Annotated in this window: 15 protein-coding genes; 4 read left to right on the forward strand and 11 right to left on the reverse strand. The window is 71.7% G+C overall.

Annotated elements, in window-relative coordinates; translation table 11 throughout:
* Positions 1 to 415: 415 nt before the first annotated feature.
* A complete protein-coding gene (locus AB0I67_RS38745; protein WP_357934744.1) occupies positions 416 to 1,894 on the forward strand; it encodes a glycosyltransferase family 39 protein in 1,479 nt (492 codons plus the stop codon).
* A 1-nt stretch (position 1,895) separates the two neighbouring features.
* Here AB0I67_RS38745 and AB0I67_RS38750 read toward each other — a convergent pair whose 3' ends face one another.
* Positions 1,896 to 2,381, reverse strand: a complete 486-nt coding sequence (locus tag AB0I67_RS38750) for a pyridoxamine 5'-phosphate oxidase family protein (protein WP_357934747.1) — start codon at positions 2,379 to 2,381, stop codon at positions 1,896 to 1,898.
* Positions 2,382 to 2,422: 41 nt separating this feature from the next.
* The gene (gene tyrS / locus AB0I67_RS38755; protein WP_357934750.1) at positions 2,423 to 3,697 is read right to left on the reverse strand and encodes a tyrosine--tRNA ligase; all 1,275 of its coding nucleotides are present in this window, start codon (positions 3,695 to 3,697) and stop codon (positions 2,423 to 2,425) included.
* A gap of 88 nt (positions 3,698 to 3,785) precedes the next feature.
* Here tyrS and AB0I67_RS38760 point away from each other — a divergent pair, with 88 nt between their 5' ends.
* Positions 3,786 to 4,190, forward strand: coding sequence for a PH domain-containing protein (locus AB0I67_RS38760; RefSeq protein WP_357934752.1), 405 nt, complete (start codon positions 3,786 to 3,788; stop codon positions 4,188 to 4,190).
* On the opposite strand, the gene AB0I67_RS38765 is transcribed toward AB0I67_RS38760, so the two are convergent.
* The 8 genes from AB0I67_RS38765 to argC all read right to left on the reverse strand — a co-directional run bounded on the left by AB0I67_RS38765 (position 4,187) and on the right by argC (position 11,919).
* Complete coding sequence (locus AB0I67_RS38765) at positions 4,187 to 4,825, reverse strand: DNA-3-methyladenine glycosylase (protein WP_357934947.1); 639 nt, start codon at positions 4,823 to 4,825, stop codon at positions 4,187 to 4,189. The genes AB0I67_RS38760 and AB0I67_RS38765 overlap by 4 nt on opposite strands.
* A complete protein-coding gene (argH, locus tag AB0I67_RS38770) occupies positions 4,807 to 6,225 on the reverse strand; it encodes an argininosuccinate lyase (protein WP_357934755.1) in 1,419 nt (472 codons plus the stop codon). Before argH ends, AB0I67_RS38765 begins: the two co-directional genes overlap by 19 nt.
* 75 nt (positions 6,226 to 6,300) lie before the next feature.
* Entirely contained in the window at positions 6,301 to 6,804 is a 504-nt protein-coding gene (locus tag AB0I67_RS38775; RefSeq protein ID WP_357934758.1) for an arginine repressor, read from the reverse strand.
* Positions 6,801 to 7,721, reverse strand: a complete 921-nt coding sequence (gene argF / locus AB0I67_RS38780) for an ornithine carbamoyltransferase (RefSeq protein WP_357934761.1) — start codon at positions 7,719 to 7,721, stop codon at positions 6,801 to 6,803. Before argF ends, AB0I67_RS38775 begins: the two co-directional genes overlap by 4 nt.
* Positions 7,714 to 8,874 carry an acetylornithine transaminase gene (locus tag AB0I67_RS38785; RefSeq protein WP_357934764.1) on the reverse strand — a complete coding sequence of 387 codons (1,161 nt, stop codon included), beginning with the start codon at positions 8,872 to 8,874 and terminating at the stop codon, positions 7,714 to 7,716. The genes argF and AB0I67_RS38785 overlap by 8 nt, the downstream gene beginning before the upstream one ends.
* Positions 8,871 to 9,728 (reverse strand): acetylglutamate kinase, encoded by an 858-nt coding sequence (gene argB, locus AB0I67_RS38790; RefSeq protein WP_357934766.1) that lies wholly within the window; start codon positions 9,726 to 9,728, stop codon positions 8,871 to 8,873. Before argB ends, AB0I67_RS38785 begins: the two co-directional genes overlap by 4 nt.
* Positions 9,729 to 9,736: 8 nt before the next feature.
* Positions 9,737 to 10,891 (reverse strand): bifunctional glutamate N-acetyltransferase/amino-acid acetyltransferase ArgJ, encoded by a 1,155-nt coding sequence (argJ, locus tag AB0I67_RS38795; protein WP_357934769.1) that lies wholly within the window; start codon positions 10,889 to 10,891, stop codon positions 9,737 to 9,739.
* Positions 10,888 to 11,919, reverse strand: coding sequence for an N-acetyl-gamma-glutamyl-phosphate reductase (argC, locus tag AB0I67_RS38800; protein WP_357934773.1), 1,032 nt, complete (start codon positions 11,917 to 11,919; stop codon positions 10,888 to 10,890). Before argC ends, argJ begins: the two co-directional genes overlap by 4 nt.
* A gap of 145 nt (positions 11,920 to 12,064) precedes the next feature.
* On the opposite strand from argC, the gene AB0I67_RS38805 reads away from it, so the two are divergent.
* Complete coding sequence (locus tag AB0I67_RS38805; RefSeq protein WP_357934776.1) at positions 12,065 to 13,708, forward strand: AMP-binding protein; 1,644 nt, start codon at positions 12,065 to 12,067, stop codon at positions 13,706 to 13,708.
* On the opposite strand, the gene AB0I67_RS38810 is transcribed toward AB0I67_RS38805, so the two are convergent.
* A complete protein-coding gene (locus AB0I67_RS38810) occupies positions 13,709 to 14,827 on the reverse strand; it encodes a hypothetical protein (RefSeq protein ID WP_357934779.1) in 1,119 nt (372 codons plus the stop codon). It abuts the gene before it with no gap.
* A gap of 100 nt (positions 14,828 to 14,927) precedes the next feature.
* Here AB0I67_RS38810 and AB0I67_RS38815 point away from each other — a divergent pair, with 100 nt between their 5' ends.
* Positions 14,928 to 16,238, forward strand: a complete 1,311-nt coding sequence (locus AB0I67_RS38815) for an MFS transporter (RefSeq protein ID WP_357934781.1) — start codon at positions 14,928 to 14,930, stop codon at positions 16,236 to 16,238.
* The last annotated feature ends 51 nt before the right edge of the window (positions 16,239 to 16,289 follow it).

The raw sequence follows: 16,289 nt of genomic DNA on the forward strand, positions 1-16,289 counted from the left end.
GCACTGGCTTTTAACACACTGTTGAGTTCTCAAGAAACGGACGCGTTCACCGTCGTACCGCCCGGTGGCGCTTTTTCGTTTCGTTCGTTGTGTCTCTATTCTAGCGCCTCGCATTTTCGTGTCAAATTCGCTGATTTGACAGAATTCACGCAGGACGACAGGAATATCGACCACCCCGTCTCCGGGGCAACCCTCACAACTTACCGTGACATCTGCCCGCTGTCGAATCAAACGGTTTTCCGCCGATGCGAAGCCAAGCCGATGGAGGCTAGCCGAGAGAGTGGGTTCCGCCCCGGGCCCGTCCACCGCGTGGGTGTCCGGCTCGCTCCGTGGGCGAAGAGAAGACTAAGCCGGGATCGCGCCGCCGTCAAATCACGGCTCGGAACCGGCGCGGCGGCCCCGCTATCCTCGCCAGGTGACCAGCGCCCCCACGATCGCCAGACCGGAATCCGCCCGCCGGCGCCGCCCCGCCGTACCGCTGTGGCCCTTCCCCGCCGTGGCCGCCGGGGTCATCGCGCTGGCCGGCAGCACGACGCCCACGTTGAACGGCGACGAGCTGGCGACGCTGAGCGCGGCCAGGCGGTCGGTCTCCGGACTGTGGACGCTGGCCCAGCACATCGACGGGCACTTCCTGCCGTACTACCTGTTCATGCACCTGTGGCAGTTCGCCGGGGAGTCGGTGCTGTGGTTGCGGCTGCCGTCGATCCTGGCGGTGGCGGTCGCGGCGGGGTTGCTGACCGACCTCGGGCGGCGGGTCGGCGGCCCCTTGGCGGGGCTGGTCGCGGGCGGGTTGTTCGCGGTGCTGCCGTCGGTGTCCTACTACGGGGCCTTCGCCCGGCCGTACGCCTTCGCGGCGGCGGCCGTGGTGTGGTCGTTCTGGGCGTTGCACCGGGCTGTCGCCGGAGAGGGCGGAAGCCAGGAGGAGCACAAGGACGAGCGACACGAAGGGCGATCAGGAGCGCGGCGAACGGGACGGTGGGTGGTGTACGGCTGCTCGGTGCTGCTGGTCGGGTGCACGCACCTGTTCGCGGTGCTCGTGTTGCCCGCCCACCTGCTGCTGGCCCGCCGTACCACCGTGGTGAGGCTGGTGACGGCGCTGGCCGCCGGGTCGGTGCCGGCGCTGGCGCTCGGGGTGCTGGGGTACAGGGAGCGGCACGCGATCTCGTGGATCCCGCAGCGCGGACCTGACGTTCTGCTGAAGTATCCGGACATGGTGGCGGGGGCGGCGCTCCCCGGTCTGCTCCTGTTCGCCGCAGCCCTGCTCCCCCTGGTCCTGCTGCGCAAGCGGAGCCCGTGGTGGGCCTACGGCTGGTTGCTCCTGCCGCCTCTGCTGCTGCTGGCCACCTCACACCTGCTCACCCCGGTGTACGTGGACAGGTACCTGTTCGTCGCCGCCCCCGCGTTGGCGCTGCTCGCCGCGCTGGGCGTGACGGCACTCCCCCGGCCCGTCAACGCCGTCGCCTCCGCGCTCGTCGCCGTGGCGGCGGTCGGCCTCGCCGTACCCACGCACCTGGAGCTCCGCGAGCCGAACGGCCGGTTCGACAACCTGCCCTGGGCGATCTCCAGGATCGACGCCGAACCGGGTGACGCCCTGGTCTACGGGCACAGCCAGCTCCGCACCGGTTTCGAGTACTACGGCGGCCGGCTGCCGGACGACGTGCTCAAGCTGGGGCCGGACCCGCGGCCGGGCGGGTTCAGCTTCGACGAGCGGCCCGCGGCCCCCGAGGTGTTCGAGAAGCACGAGCGGGTGTGGCTGGTCTGGCGCGGGGATCGGAAGGCGGCGGCGAGGTTGCGCCGGGTGGCCGAGGTCGAGGCGGCCGGGTTCGAGCAGGCCCGGTCGTGGCACTCGGGCGACAGCCCCGGCCTGACCGTCGCCCTCTACACGCGCTCCTGAATCACCCGGCGAGCTCGTCCGCGCGCGCAGCCGACCAGATGCGGCTGCGCAGGTCGAGCCCCCTGATCACCTGCACCCGGTACGGCTCCAGCCGCAGCACGTGAAGCTTGGGATCGGCCGGGCTCTTCCAGAAGCTCCCGAGCGGATACCCCGCCCCTCGCGGGCTGCCCTTGCCGTACAGGCTCCAGACGTGCCGCTTGACGTCGATCTCGTCCACCCAGGTCGCCACCGTGTCCACGGCGACCGCGTTCTGCTTGGGCGTCCAGTAGGAGAAGCCGGCGTGCGGGTTGCCCGCGAGGTGGGCGGCCTTGACCGGGGTCCTGTACGTGGCCAGCCAGCCGAGCGGCCGGCCGTCCACGATCTCCCACACGGGGATCAGCACCCGGGCCCGGGGCCGGCCCCTGCCGTCCACGGTGGTCATGGTCGCGTACACGATGTCGCCGATGTACGTCTCGAACTCGTCCCTGATATCCGCGAAGTCGGTCATGACACCAAGGTGCCGTGACCGACTTCGGGTTCCCTTCGGATCTACTGCGGAGCGACCTCGACGCCGCCGATGGACTTCTTGCCCCGGCGCAGCACCAGGTAGCGCCCGGCGAGCAGGTCGGACTCGACCGGCACGTAGGACTCGTCGGCCACCCGCTCGTTGTTCAGGTAGGCGCCGCCCTCCTTGACCGCCCGGCGGGCCTCCGACTTGGAGCCGACCAGCCCGCTGTCGGCCAGGAGGTCCACCAGCGTCGCGCCGAGCGCGGGCACCTTCACGAAGGGCACCTCGGCCAGCGCCGCGCCCAGCGTCGCGGCGTCGAGCTCGGCCAGCGAGCCCTGCCCGAACAGCGCCTTGGAGGCGGCGATCACCCGGTCGAGCTCCTCGCGCCCGTGCAGCAGCGCGGTGAGCTCCTCGGCCAGCGCGCGCTGGGCTTCGCGGGCGAAGGGCCGCTCGGCGACCGCCTTCTCCAGCTCCTCGATCTCCTCGCGGGTCTTGAAGGTGAAGACCTTGAGGTAGTGGATGACGTCACGGTCGTCGGTGTTGAGGAAGTACTGGTAGAAGGCGTACGGCGAGGTCATCTCCGGGTCGAGCCAGAGCGTGCCGGTGCCGGTCTTGCCGAATTTCTGGCCGTCGGCCTTGGTGATCAGCGGCACGGTCATCGCGTGCACGTGCGCGCCCTCGACGCGGCGGATCAGGTCGGTGCCCGCGGTCAGGTTGCCCCACTGGTCGCTGCCGCCGACCTGCAGGACGCAGCCGTGCCGCCGGTAGAGCTCCAGGAAGTCGTTGGACTGCAGGATCTGGTAGCTGAACTCGGTGTAGCTGAGGCCGTCACCGGCCAGCCGCGCCGAGACCGACTCGCGGGCCAGCATCCGGTTGACCGGGAAGTGCTTGCCGATGTCGCGCAGGAAGTCGATGGCCGACATCTGCGCGGTCCAGTCGAGGTTGCTGACCATGACGGCCGGGTTCGGCAGCGCCTGGTCGAAGTCGAGGAAGCGCGAGACCTGCCCCTGCAGCCGCTTGACCCAGTTCTCGACCACGTCGGTGGCGTTCAGCGAGCGCTCGGAGTTGCGTCCGCTCGGGTCGCCGATGAGGCCGGTGGCGCCGCCGACCAGGCCGATCGGCCGGTGCCCGGCGAGCTGGAAGCGCCGGAGCGTCAGCAGGGGCACGAAGTGACCGACGTGCAGAGAGGCCGCTGTCGGGTCGAACCCGCAATACAGCGTGACCGAGCCCTCCGACAGCGCCTTGCGCAGGGCGTCGAGGTCGGTGGACTGCGCGATCAGGCCTCGCCAGGCGAGGTCATCGAGGATGTCGGTCACGTTTCTGACTTTCCTGAGGTGGATGGACTTGTGCGTACAGCCTGCCTGATCATCTCAGAACCTCGCCACTCGGATAACCTCGTTGTCCATGTGGAGGGTGCGCCGGGAACCGACGATCGCCAAGACGCTGGCCGCGCTGGCCTGCGCGGCGCTGGGCGTCTACTGGTATCTGCAGGGCGACGTCCGCGGGGTGATCCTGGCCGTGCCGGCGACGCTGCTGCTGGGGGCGATGGCGCTGCGCGACTTCGTGGCTCCGGTACGGCTGGCCGCCGACCACGACGGCCTCACCGTGGTCCACGGCTACGCCGGCCGGCTGCGCATCCCGTGGGAGCAGGTGCAGGACATCAAGGTCGACGTCACCCGCCGGTACGGCAGGCGGGGCGAGATGCTGGAGATCGACACCGGCGAGAACCTGCACATCTTCAGCCGCGCCGACCTGGGCACCTCGCCCACCGAGGTGGCCGCCGAACTGCGCCGGCTGCAACGCGCCTAGGTCCGTTTGCGCGGCACGTGCCGCCGGTAGGGCGACACGGTCGGGTCCCCGTCGATCCAGAAGCGCCACGGCGTCTCCGCCCCGGTCGCGACGCCGGTGCGCGGCCCGGCCTGGATCGTGCCCGGGGGCGTCCCGGTGAGCACGTCGCCGATCATGTCGCGGCCGTTCTCCGCGCGAGCGATCCCGAGCGCCACCGCGAGCCGGGCCGGTCCCCGGGCCAGCTCCCGGTCGGCCACCGCGCCGCCCCGCCTGGCGCGGGCGAGCTCCAGCCCGTCCACGATCTCGCCGCCGCGCAGCAGCACCCCGGAGCCGTGCCCCTCGGGCAGGCAGACGAGGTTGGCGCAGAAGTGCATGCCGTAGGTGAAGTAGACGTACAGGTGCCCGGGCGGCCCGAACATGACCGAGTTGCGGGGCGTCATCCCCCGGTAGGTGTGCGCCGCCGGGTCCTCGCCCGGCAGCCCGTAGGCCTCGACCTCGGTCAGCCGCAGCGCGACGCCGCCGTGCACGACCACGCGGCCGAGCAGTTCGGGGGCGACCAGCGAGGCGTGCCGGTCGAAGAAGGCACGCGGCAGAGCCGGGCCCCACGGGGAGACCCGGCTGTCGAAGGCCGCCGTGCTCAGGAGCCCGCGGCCCAGGCCGCCTGGCCGTCGACCGTCTCGCGCAGCGCGCCGAGCTGGTCGCGGACCCGGTCGGGCGCGGTGCCGCCGAAGGCCTTGCGGGCGGCGAGCGCCCCGGCCACGTCGAGCACGTCGCGCACGTCGGGCGTCAGGTGCGGGGAGACCTTGACCATGTCCTCGTCGGACAGCTCGTGCAGGTCGACGTCGTTGACCTGGCAGTAGACCACCAGGTGGCCGACCGCCTCGTGTGCCTCGCGGAACGGCACGCCCCGCCGTACTAGCAGCTCGGCCAGGTCGGTGGCCAGCGCGAAGCCGTCGGAGGCGGTCTCGGCCAGCCGGGAGGTGTTGACCCGCATGGTGGCGACCAGGCCGGCCATCGCGGGCAGCACCAGGAGCAGGGTGTCGACGGTGTCGAAGACCGGCTCCTTGTCCTCCTGCAGGTCGCGGTTGTAGGTCAGCGGCAGGCCCTTGAGCACGGTCAGCAGCGACATGAGGTTGCCGATGAGCCGGCCGGACTTGCCGCGGGCCAGCTCGGCCACGTCGGGGTTCTTCTTCTGCGGCATGATCGACGAGCCGGTGGAGTAGGCGTCGTCCATCTCGATCCAGCGGAACTCCTGCGAGGCCCACAGGACGATCTCCTCGCCCAGCCGCGACAGGTGGATGCCGATCATCGCGGCGTCGAAGAGGAACTCGGCGGCGAAGTCGCGGTCGGCGACGGCGTCCATCGAGTTGGGCGCGGCGGCCGAGAAGCCCAGCTCCTCGGCGACGGCGACCGGGTCGAGCGGCAGCGAGGAGCCGGCCAGCGCGCCGGAGCCGAGCGGGGAGACGCCCGCGCGCTTGTCCCAGTCGCGCAGCCGGTCGATGTCCCGCGCGAAGGCGTGCACGTGGGCGAGCAACTGGTGGCCGAAGGAGACCGGCTGGGCGTGCTGCAGGTGGGTCATGCCCGGAGCGGCGGTGTCGGCGTGCCGCTCGGCCTGCTCCATCAGCGCCGTCTCCAGCTCGACCAGGCGCGAGACGATGTTGCGCACGTGGTCGCGCAGGTACAGGCGCAGGTCGGTGGCGATCTGGTCGTTGCGCGAGCGGCCCGCGCGCAGCTTGCCGCCGAGCGAGCCGAGCCGCTCCAGCAGGCCGCGCTCCAGCGCGGTGTGCACGTCCTCGTCGGCGACGGTCGGCCGGAACTCGCCCGCCTTGCAGGCGCGCTCCAGGTCGTCGATCGCGCCCAGCATGCGCTCGAGCTCCTCCTGGCTCAGCAGGCCGGCCCGGTGCAGCACCCGCGCGTGCGCGCGGGAGGCCGCCAGGTCGTACGGCACCAGCCGCCAGTCGAAGTGCACGCTCACCGACAGCCGTGCCAGCGCGTCGGCCGGTCCGCTCTCGAACCGTCCGCCCCACAGCCGCATCGGCTTGCCACCTTCACTCATGGTCACGAATCCTAGCTTCGTTCGTTGTTCTCGGCCGACCGCTTGTCAGTGACGCCGGTAGTCGGACGCCGGATGTCAGTGACGCCGGTCGGCCAGTCTCAGCAGGGTCTCGGCCAGCACCGGGCCGCCCTGCGGGTCACGGCTGATGACGAGGATGGTGTCGTCCCCGGCCACGCAGCCCAGGATCGACTCCCAGCCGGCGTGGTCGATGGCCGAGGCGAGGTACTGGGCGGCGCCCGGCGGGGTACGCACGATCACCAGGTTGGCCGACGCCTCGGCCGAGACCAGCAGTTCCTCCGAGAGCCGGCGCAGCCGCGCCCCGGCGTCCTCCCCCGTGCCGACGCGGGCCAGCGGGATGCGCCGGCCGCCCTCGCCGGGCAACGCATAGACCAAGGAGCCGTCCTCGGCACGCAGCTTGAGCGCGCCGAGCTCGTCCAGATCGCGGCTGAGCGTGGCCTGGGTGACCTCCACGCCCTCCTCGGCCAGCAGCTTGGCCAGCTCGGGCTGCGAGCGGACCACCTGCCGTTCGAGCAGCTCGGTGATCTTGGCCTGCCTGGCGGCCTTGGTCATGGGAATCATCGTCGGGTCACCAGCCAGTGGAGCAGGGCCTTCTGGGCGTGCAGCCGGTTCTCCGCCTGGTCCCACACCACGCTCTGCGGGCCGTCGAGCACCTCGGCGGTGATCTCGTAGCCGCGGTAGGCGGGCAGGCAGTGCAGCACGACGGCATTGTCTCGCGCCCGGCGCATAAGGGTGGCATCGACCTGGTAGGAGGCCATCGCGGCGATCCGCTCCTCCTTGTCGTCCTGCCCCATGGAGACCCAGGTGTCGGTGGCCACCACGTCGGCCCCGGCGATGGCGTCCTCGGGGTCGGAGACGATGTGCAGGGTCGCGCCGGTCTGTTCGGCGACGGCCGCCGCGGCCTCGACGACCGCCGGGTCGGGCTGGTGGGTGGCCGGGGTGCCGATCCACACGTGCATGCCGGCCGCCGCGCCGCCGAGCAGGTAGGAGTGGGCCATGTTGTTGGAGCCGTCACCCAGGTAGGCCAGGACCAGGCCGCGGGTGTCGCCCTTGTGCTCGCGGATCGTCTGCAGGTCGGCGAGGATCTGGCAGGGGTGGAACAGGTCGCTGAGCGCGTTGACCACCGGCACCCGGGAGACCGAGGCCATGGCCTCCAGGTTGGCCTGGTCGTAGGTCCGCCAGACGATCGCGGCCACCTGGCGGTCCAGCACCCGGGCGGTGTCCTCGGCGGGCTCGCCGCGGCCCATCTGGGAGGAGCCGCCGTCGATGACCAGCGGCAGGCCGCCCAGCTCGCCGACGCCGACGGCGAAGGAGACGCGGGTGCGGGTGGAGGGCTTGTCGAACAGCACGGCGACGGTCTGGGGGCCCTCGAAGGGGCGGTAGCCGAAGCGGTCCTTCTTCATCGCCGCGGCCAGCTCGAGGACTTCGAGCTGCTCGGCCGGGGTGAGGTCGTCGTCGCGCAGGAAGTGTCTAGGCATGGTCGAGTACCCCGGGGACGGCGTCGAGGAAGGACTGGATCTGCTCGCCGGTGATGGTCAGGGGCGGCGCGAGCCGTACCGCGTCGGGCTGGAGGGCGTTGACGAGGAAGCCGGCGTCCTGGAAGGCAGCCTGCACCTCGGCCGACCTGGGCTCGGTGAGCACGAGGGCCAGCCACAGGCCGCGGCCGCGCACGCCCTTGAGCAGCGGGTGGCGCACGGCCTCCAGGCCGGAGCGGAGCTGCTCGGCGACGACCTGGACGTGGGCGAGGTCCACGTTGGCCAGGACGGCGAGCGCGGCGGCGCAGGAGACCGGGTTGCCGCCGAAGGTCGAGCCGTGGTCGCCCTTGTCGAACAGGGTGGCCGCCTGGCCGAAGCCGACGCAGGCGCCGATCGGCAGCCCACCGCCCAGGCCCTTGGCCAGCGTCAGGATGTCGGGCACGAAGCCCTCGGCCTGGTGGGCGAACCAGTGGCCGGTCCGGCCGATGGCCGACTGGATCTCGTCGGCGACCAGCAGCGCGCCCTGCGCGGCGGTGATCTCGCGGGCCGCCCGCAGGTAGCCGGGTGGCGGCGGCACGACGCCGGCCTCGCCCTGGGTGGGCTCCAGGAAGACGGCGACGCAGTCCTCGGTCACGGCCTGCTTGAGCGCGTCGGCGTCGCCGTAGGGGACGAAGCGCACCTCGACCGGGAACGGGCCGAACTGCTCGCGGATGGCGGGCTTGCCGGTGAGCGACAGGGCGCCGATGGTCCGGCCGTGGAAGCCGTTCTCGGTGGCGACGAAGAAGCTGCGGCCGGTCTGCTTGCCGTACTTCACGCAGAGCTTGTAGGCGGCCTCGTTGGCCTCGGTGCCGGAGTTGGCGAAGAAGACCCGGGCCGGCCGGCCGAGCAGCTCGACCAGCTTCTCGGCGAGCAGCACCTCGGGCTCGTGCAGGAAGAGGTTGGAGGTGTGGGCGAGGGTGGCGACCTGGGTGGAGACCGCCTCGACCAGCGCCGGGTGGGCGTGGCCGAGCGAGGTGACCGCGATCCCGCCGATCAGGTCGAGGTACGGCCGGCCGTCCACGTCCCAGACGGTGCAGCCCTCGCCGCGGGCCAGCGCGAGCGGCGGCACGCCGTAGTTGGGCATGAAGACCTGCTCGAAGCGGTCGCGCAGGGTCATGACGGCATCACCATGGTTCCGATCCCCTCGTCGGTGAAGATCTCCAGGAGCAGGGCGTGCGGTTCGCGCCCGTCGAGGACGTGCGCCTGGGGGACGCCTCCCCTGACCGCGGTGAGGCAGGCCTCCATCTTGGGGACCATGCCACTGGACAGGCCGGGCAGCAACGCCTCCAGCTCGCCGGCCGACAGCCGCCGGATGACCGTCGGATCGTCGGGCCAGTCGCGGTAGAGGCCTTCGACGTCGGTGAGGACGATGAGCTTCTGGGCCTGCAGGCCGACGGCCAGCGCGGCGGCCGCGGTGTCCGCATTTACATTGTAGATTTCTCCGTCGGCGCCGACCGCGATGCTGGAGACGACCGGGATGCGGCCGTCGTCGAGCAGCGCCCGGACGGCTCCGGGGTCGACCGCGACGATCTCGCCGACCTGGCCGATGTCCACCTTCTCCCCGTCCACCTCGGCGAACTTGCGCTCGGCGGTGAACAGCCGGGCGTCCTCGCCGGACAGGCCGACGGCGAAGGGACCGTGCCGGTTGATCAGGCCGACCACCTCGGGGCCGACCTTGCCGGTCAGCACCATGCGGACCACGTCCATGGCCTCCGGCGTGGTGACGCGCAGGCCGGCGGTGAAGTGCGACTCGATGCCCTGCAGGGCGAGCTGACGGTTGATCTGCGGGCCGCCGCCGTGCACCACGACCGGCTTGAGCCCGGCGTAGCGCAGGAAGACCACGTCCTCGGCGAAACGCTCGCGCAGGGACTCCTCGGTCATCGCGTTGCCGCCGTACTTGATGACGATGGTCGCGCCGTGGAAGCGGGCCAGCCAGGGCAGCGCCTCGATCAGGATCTCGGCCTTGCTCATCGAGGCGCTCACGAGCTGTAGGCCGAGTTCTCGCGGACGTAGGCGGCGGTCAGGTCGGTGGTGTGGATGGTGGCGCTGTGCGTGCCCGCCGACAGGTCGACGGTGATGGTGACGTCGCGCGGGCGCATGTCCACCTTGGACCGGTCGTCGCCCACCGCGCCGCCGCGGCAGACCCAGATGCCGTTGATCGCCACGTTGAGCCGCTCGGCCTCGAAGACCGCGTCGGTGGTGCCGACCGCGGCCAGCACCCGGCCCCAGTTGGGGTCCTCGCCGTGGATGGCGCACTTGAGCAGGTTGGAGCGCGAGACCGCGCGGCCCACGGTGAGCGCGTCGGCTTCGGAGGCCGCCCCGACCACCTCGACCGCGATCGCCTTGGAGGCGCCCTCGGCGTCCACCAGGAGCTGGCGGGCCAGGTCGGCGCAGACCTCGGTGACCTTGCGGGCGAACTCCGCCAGGTCGGGCCGCACGCCGGAGGCGCCCGACGACAGCAGCAGGACGGTGTCGTTGGTGGACATGCAGCCGTCGGCGTCGAGCCGGTCGAAGGTGGCGGCGGTGGCCGCGCGCAGCACGGCGTCGAGCTCGTCGCTGCTCACCTCGGCGTCGGTGGTGATGACGCAGAGCATGGTGGCCAGGGCCGGGGCGAGCATGCCCGCGCCCTTGGCCATGCCGCCGACCATGTAGCCGCCCTCGCCGCGCTTGAAGGAGATCTTCGAGACGGTGTCGGTGGTGCGGATGGCGTCGGCCGCGGCCAGGCCGCCGTCGCGGGTGAGCTGGTCCTTGGCGGTCTCGACGCCGGCCAGGAGCTTGTCCATGGGCAGGCGCTCGCCGATCAGGCCGGTGGAGCAGACGGCGATCTCGCCGGCCGAGTCCGCCAGCAGCTCGGCGACCTTCTCGGCGGTGGCGTGGGTGTCCTGGAAGCCCTCCGGGCCGGTGCAGGCGTTGGCGCCGCCGGAGTTGAGGATGACCGCGCGCAGGCGGCCGCCGCTCAGCACCTGCTGCGACCAGAGCACCGGCGCGGCTTTCACCCGGTTGGCGGTGAAGACGCCGGCGGCGGCGCGGCTCGGGCCGTCGTTGACGACGAGGGCGAGGTCGCGGTTGCCGCCGGACTTGATGCCGGCGGACACGCCTGCGGCGCGGAATCCCAAGGGGGCGGTTACGCTCACGGAGCTACTCCAGTGAAGGGGAGGCCGGTGGTCTCGGGCAGGCCGAGGGCCAGGTTGACGCTCTGGATCGCGCCCCCGGCCGTGCCCTTGGTGAGGTTGTCGATGGCGATGACGGCGACGATGCGCCGGGTGCGCTCGTCGAGGGCGACCTGGACGGCGGCGGTGTTGGCGCCGTAGGTCATCTGCGTGGCGGGCCACGTGCCCTCGGGCAGCAGGGTCAGGAAGGGCTCGGCGGCGAAGGCCTTGGCGTAGGCCTCGCGCAGGCCGAGCTTGGTGACGCCGGGCACGGCGGGCGCGGTGCAGGTGGCCAGGATGCCGCGGCTCATCGGGGCCAGGGTCGGCGTGAAGGAGACCTTCACCGGGCCGCCGGCCAGGGCCGACAGGCCCTGTTCCATCTCCGGGGTGTGCCGGTGCACGCCGCCGGCGCCGTAGGCGCTGACCGAGCCCATGACCTCGCTGCCCAGCAGGTTCGTCTTGGCGGCCTTGCCCGCGCCGCTGGTGCCGGAGGCGGCGACGACGACCACGTCGGGCTCGGCCAGACCGGCGGCGAAGGCCGGGAAGAGCGCGAGGTTGACCGCGGTCGGGTAGCAGCCGGGCACCGCGATGCGGCGGGCGGTGCGCAGCGGGTCGCGCAGGCCCGGCAGTTCGGGCAGGCCGTAGGGCCAGGTGCCGGCGTGCTCGCCGCCGTAGAACTCGGCCCAGGCGGCGGGGTCGGCGAGGCGGTGGTCGGCGCCGCAGTCGGCGACGACGGTGTCGGCGTCGAGCTGCGCGGCCACGGCGGCCGAATGGCCATGCGGCAGCGCGAGGAAGACGACGTCGTGCCCGGCCAGCGTCTCGGGGGTCGTCTCCTGGATGATGCGCCCGGCCAGTTGCGGCAGGTGCGGCTGGTGCGCGCCGAGCGGGTCGCCCGCGCTGGTGGCGGCGGTCAGCGCGCCGATCTCGATCCCTGGATGCCCGAGCAGCAGGCGGAGGAGCTCGCCGCCGGCATAGCCGGAGGCCCCCGCCACAGCCACCTTACTGCGCTGCATGTTTATTCACCTTTACTCATGTTCTTGCGTTGTGAAGATTATGCACGCGCAGGCATGGACATGCAAGCCGCCTGATCTAGCGCGCCGTACTGACCGGTCGGTAGTGTGAAATCCCGCACAACGTCACCCCTGGAGTTGCGCAACCATGAGCCCTACGAACGCCCAGGTCGAGGCCCAGCTCACCGCCCCTGGTCAGTTGTTCGAGATGGAGGAGATCGGGGACACCGGTGTCCGCACCTGGAAACACGCCCCCCAGCACTTCCGGACGCTCCTGGAGAACAGCCGATGGCAGGGCGCGAACGTCTTCCTGGCCTACGAGGACGAGCACCTCACCTATGAGGAGCACTACCGCCTCGCCGCGACGCTCGCCCGCCGCCTGGTGGAGGACTACGGCGTGGCCAAGGGCGACCGGGTCGCCATCGCGATGCGCAACTACCCCGAATGGGTCATCTCCTTTTCCGCGGTCCTGGCCGCCGGCGGCATCGCGGTGCCGCTCAACGCCTGGTGGACCGAGCAGGAACTGGCCTACGGCGTCAGCGACTCCGGCGCCAAGCTGCTGATCGCCGACGACGAGCGGGCCGAGCGGCTGGCCTCCACCGGCGTCCCGATGATCGTCGCGCGCAGCGAGCAGTGGCGCGAGGTCCTCGGCGAGGTGCGGGCCGACGTCACCCTCCCCGAGGTCGAGCTCACCGCCGACGACCCGGCGACGATCTTCTACACCTCCGGCACGACCGGGCACCCCAAGGGCGCCCTGGGCACCCACCGCAACCTCGGCCAGTCCCCCATGACCGTCGCCTTCGGCCTGATGCGCGCGGTCGCGCTGTCCGGCAAGGACCCCGGCGAGGCCAGCGCGGTGCGCCGGGTGACGCTGCTCACCGTGCCGCTCTTCCACGTGACCGGCTGCTTCTCGGCCCTCACCACCACCATGTTCACCGGCGGCGGGCTGGTCCTGATGTACAAGTGGGACCCGGAGCGGGCGCTGCAGCTCATCGAGCGCGAGCGGGTCACCACCATGATCGGCGTGCCGACCAACGCCTGGCAGCTCATGTCCCACCCCGACTTCGGCAAGTACGACCTGTCCTCGCTGACCACCCTCGGGTACGGCGGCGCCCCGGCTCCGCCCAAGCTGCTGGAACGCATCAACGACAATCTGCCGCAGCGCGCCGCCTCCAACGGCTACGGCATGACCGAGACCACCGCGCTGGCCATCGGCAACGGCGGCGCCGACTATCAGGCCAGGCCGGACAGCATCGGCCAGCCCTCCGCCGTGGTGGACGTGCGCATCGTCGGGCCGATGGGCGACGAGCTGCCGGTCGGCGAGGTCGGCGAGCTGTGCGTGCGCGGCCCCAACGTGATCAAGGGCTACTGGAACAAGCCCGAGGCGACCGCGCAGACCTTCGTCAACGGCTGGCTGCACACCGGCGACCTGGCCCGGGTGGACGAGGAGGGCTTCGTCTACATCGTCGACCGGGCCAAGGACATGGTCATCCGGGGCGGCGAGAACGTCTACTGCGCCGAGGTCGAGGCCGCCCTGTTCGAGCACCCGGCGGTGGACGACGCCGCGGTGATCGGCGTGCCGCACGACGAGCTCGGCGAGGAGGTCGGCGCGGTCGTCCGGCCGGTGCGCGGCGCCTCGGTCTCGCCCGAGGAACTGCGGGACTTCCTCACCGAGCGGATCGCCAAGTTCAAGATCCCGGCGCACTACTGGTTCCGCGAGGACGAGCTGCCGCGCAACCCCGGCGGCAAGATCCTCAAGACCCACCTGCGCCGGGAGGTCCTGGGCGCGTGATCAGGCCGCGGCGTCGTACGGCTCGCCGAGGTGCTCGGCGATCACGCGGGTGATCGGCGTGACGGTCGGCAGCCGTTCGGCGGCGAAGTAGCCGGGTTTGTGCGAGCGCAGCAACGCCTCACCGCTGCGCTCCCACCGGAAGCCCTTGCGGTTGAGCAGCCGCGCGAACACCGCCCCGGCCTTCTCCGGGTCGCGCGCGGCCAGCCGCCGGATCGGCACCGGCGAGACCGCGTCGCCGCGCAGGTAGCCGCTGAGCAGCTCGCGGTAGCGCGGCTTGACCAGCAGCCGCGGGTCGGCGAACACTTCCTCGAGCGCGGCGAAGTCGGCGTAGTAGCCCAGCCCGTCCACCTCGTCGAAGATCAGCCCGACGCTCTCGGCGCGGGTGACGTGCTCGGGCAGGGACACCGGCCCCGGCCGTGGCCCGCCGAGCCGATCGGCCTGGTAGGCGAGATACCCCGCCAGCCGCTCGGCCACCTCCGACCCGTGCGCCACGAACTGGTCGGCCCCGAAGTAGGCCACGAAGCACCGCCGCTGCTCGGCCTGGAGCAGCCGCGCCCGCGACAGGATCTCCGGGTTGCGGAAGACCAGCGCCGGATTGGCCAGCGCGGTGTGCGCCGCGGCCGAGGCGAGCTGCGCCCGCATGGCGGCGGTGTGCACCGCGGGCGGGCAGCTGATCAGCCAGTCCTGGCCGAGCGGCACGAGCCGGCCGACCACGAACATGCCAGGCTCCAGGTGGTCGAAGGCGCCCTTGCCGAGGTCGGAGAAGGTCCGGTAGGTCAGCTCGTCGACCAGGTTGAGCAGCACCACGGCCCGCGCCTCGACCTCGCGCACCTCGAAGATGCCCTCGACGACGTGCTTCCAGCCGAGCAGCAGCTCCCGCTCGCGCTCCGTCAGCTCGGGGTGATCGGCCACGAACCGGTCGAGCACCGTGTCGCCGCCGGGCAGCGGGTGCTGCAGCACGAAGTAGTCGACCGGCAGGGCGGCGTTCGCCTCGTCGGCGGGCGGGCCGGCGGCGTAGAACCGGTCGAGCACCTTGCGCAGCTCGGTGGCGAACCGTCCGGATGTGGCGTAGTGCACCAGCTCGGGCTTCAGCTCAGCGGCCCTCGTCAGCAGACTCATCATCACTCCTCGTGTCGGAAGCGACACTAACGGCATTCGGGGTGGGGGCGCCTGGAAATCGTTTGCTTTGGCCGCCTGCCGTACCTGAGAATCGACACTCGTGCCCGACCGGTTGAAGACTCTGCTGTCCCACCTGCGCATGGACCTCAGTCCGCTGCGCACTTCCAGCGACTTCCGGTTGTTGTTCGGCTCCGGGGCGATCGGCATGTTCGGGTCGTTCCTGTCGATGATCGTGCTGCCGTTGCAGATGTACGAGCTGACCCGCTCCACGCTGAACGTCGGGCTGATGAGCCTGGCCGAGTTCGTGCCCATGGTGGTCTGCGGGCTGTGGGGCGGCGCCATCGCCGACGCGCTCGACCGTCGCAAGATCGTGCTGTACACCGAGGTGGGTCTCTGCCTCGCGGTGGCGGCGCTGCTGGTCAACGCGATGCTGCCGGACCCGCAGGTCTGGGTCCTGTACGTCATGGGCGCGCTGGTGGCCGGGCTCGGCTCGCTGCAGCGGCCCAGCCTGGAGGCGCTCACCCCGCAGGTGGTCCGGCACGACCAGCTCACCGCCGCCGCCGCGATCAGCAGCTTCCGCTGGAACCTCGGCGCGATCGTCTCGCCCGCGCTGGCGGGCCTGATCTTCTCCTGGTACGGCGCGGCCGCCGCCTACGCGATCAACATCGTGACCTACGCGGCCTCGCTGGGGCTGCTCTGGCTCATCCGCGCCCGGCCTCCGGCGGAGCACACGCCTCCCGCGTCCTTGCGCAGCATGGTCGAAGGGGTGCGGTACGCGGTGAGCCGGCGCGACCTGATGGGGACCTACCTGGTCGACATCGCCGCGATGATCTTCGCCTTCTCCACCGCGCTCTACCCGCTCATCGCCGAGCGCTTCGGCGGCTCGCAGTGGGCCGGCCTGCTCTTCTCGGCCAGTGCCGTGGGATCGCTGCTCGCCTCGCTGACCTCCGGGTGGACGGCGCGGGTGCACCGGCACGGGCTGGGCGTCATCCTGGCCGCGGCCGGCTGGGGCGGGGCGGTCGTGCTGGCCTCGCTCATGCCCAGCCTCTGGGGCGTCCTGGCCTTCCTGGCCCTGGCCGGGGCCGCGGACATGATCAGCGGCATCTTCCGCGCCACCATCTGGAACCAGACCATCCCCAACGAGCTGCGCGGGCGGCTGGCCGGGATCGAGCTGCTGTCGTACATGACCGGCCCCATGCTCGGCAACGCCCGGGCCGGGTTCATGGAGCAGCTCGGCGGCTGGCGGTTCTCGCTCGGCGCCGGTGGTGCGCTCTGCCTGGCCGCGGTGGGCGCGCTGGCGGCCTGGCTGCCGTCCTTCCGGACCTACGACGCCCGGACCGACGAGCACGCCCTGCGCGAGAAGGCCCGCCGCGAGGCCGCCGAAGCCGCCGACCACCCCAAGCCAGGCTGACCCCCGGCCATGGCCGGCCGCGCCACGATCCAGGCGGTCGCGGCTCGGCCG

The organism is Nonomuraea sp. NPDC050310, from assembly GCF_040655795.1.
Taxonomy (GTDB): Bacteria; Actinomycetota; Actinomycetes; order Streptosporangiales; family Streptosporangiaceae; genus Nonomuraea.

Bases quoted from the DNA above. Each gene is read 5' to 3' on its own strand.
- AB0I67_RS38750 (WP_357934747.1), bottom strand. From the start codon at position 2,381: ATGACCGACTTCGCGGATATCAGGGACGAGTTCGAGACGTACATCGGC.
- AB0I67_RS38760 (WP_357934752.1), top strand. From the start codon at position 3,786: ATGTGGAGGGTGCGCCGGGAACCGACGATCGCCAAGACGCTGGCCGCG.
- argH (WP_357934755.1), bottom strand. From the start codon at position 6,225: ATGAGTGAAGGTGGCAAGCCGATGCGGCTGTGGGGCGGACGGTTCGAG.
- AB0I67_RS38775 (WP_357934758.1), bottom strand. From the start codon at position 6,804: ATGATTCCCATGACCAAGGCCGCCAGGCAGGCCAAGATCACCGAGCTG.
- argF (WP_357934761.1), bottom strand. From the start codon at position 7,721: ATGCCTAGACACTTCCTGCGCGACGACGACCTCACCCCGGCCGAGCAG.
- AB0I67_RS38785 (WP_357934764.1), bottom strand. From the start codon at position 8,874: ATGACCCTGCGCGACCGCTTCGAGCAGGTCTTCATGCCCAACTACGGC.
- argB (WP_357934766.1), bottom strand. From the start codon at position 9,728: ATGAGCAAGGCCGAGATCCTGATCGAGGCGCTGCCCTGGCTGGCCCGC.
- argC (WP_357934773.1), bottom strand. From the start codon at position 11,919: ATGCAGCGCAGTAAGGTGGCTGTGGCGGGGGCCTCCGGCTATGCCGGC.
- AB0I67_RS38805 (WP_357934776.1), top strand. From the start codon at position 12,065: ATGAGCCCTACGAACGCCCAGGTCGAGGCCCAGCTCACCGCCCCTGGT.
- AB0I67_RS38810 (WP_357934779.1), bottom strand. From the start codon at position 14,827: ATGAGTCTGCTGACGAGGGCCGCTGAGCTGAAGCCCGAGCTGGTGCAC.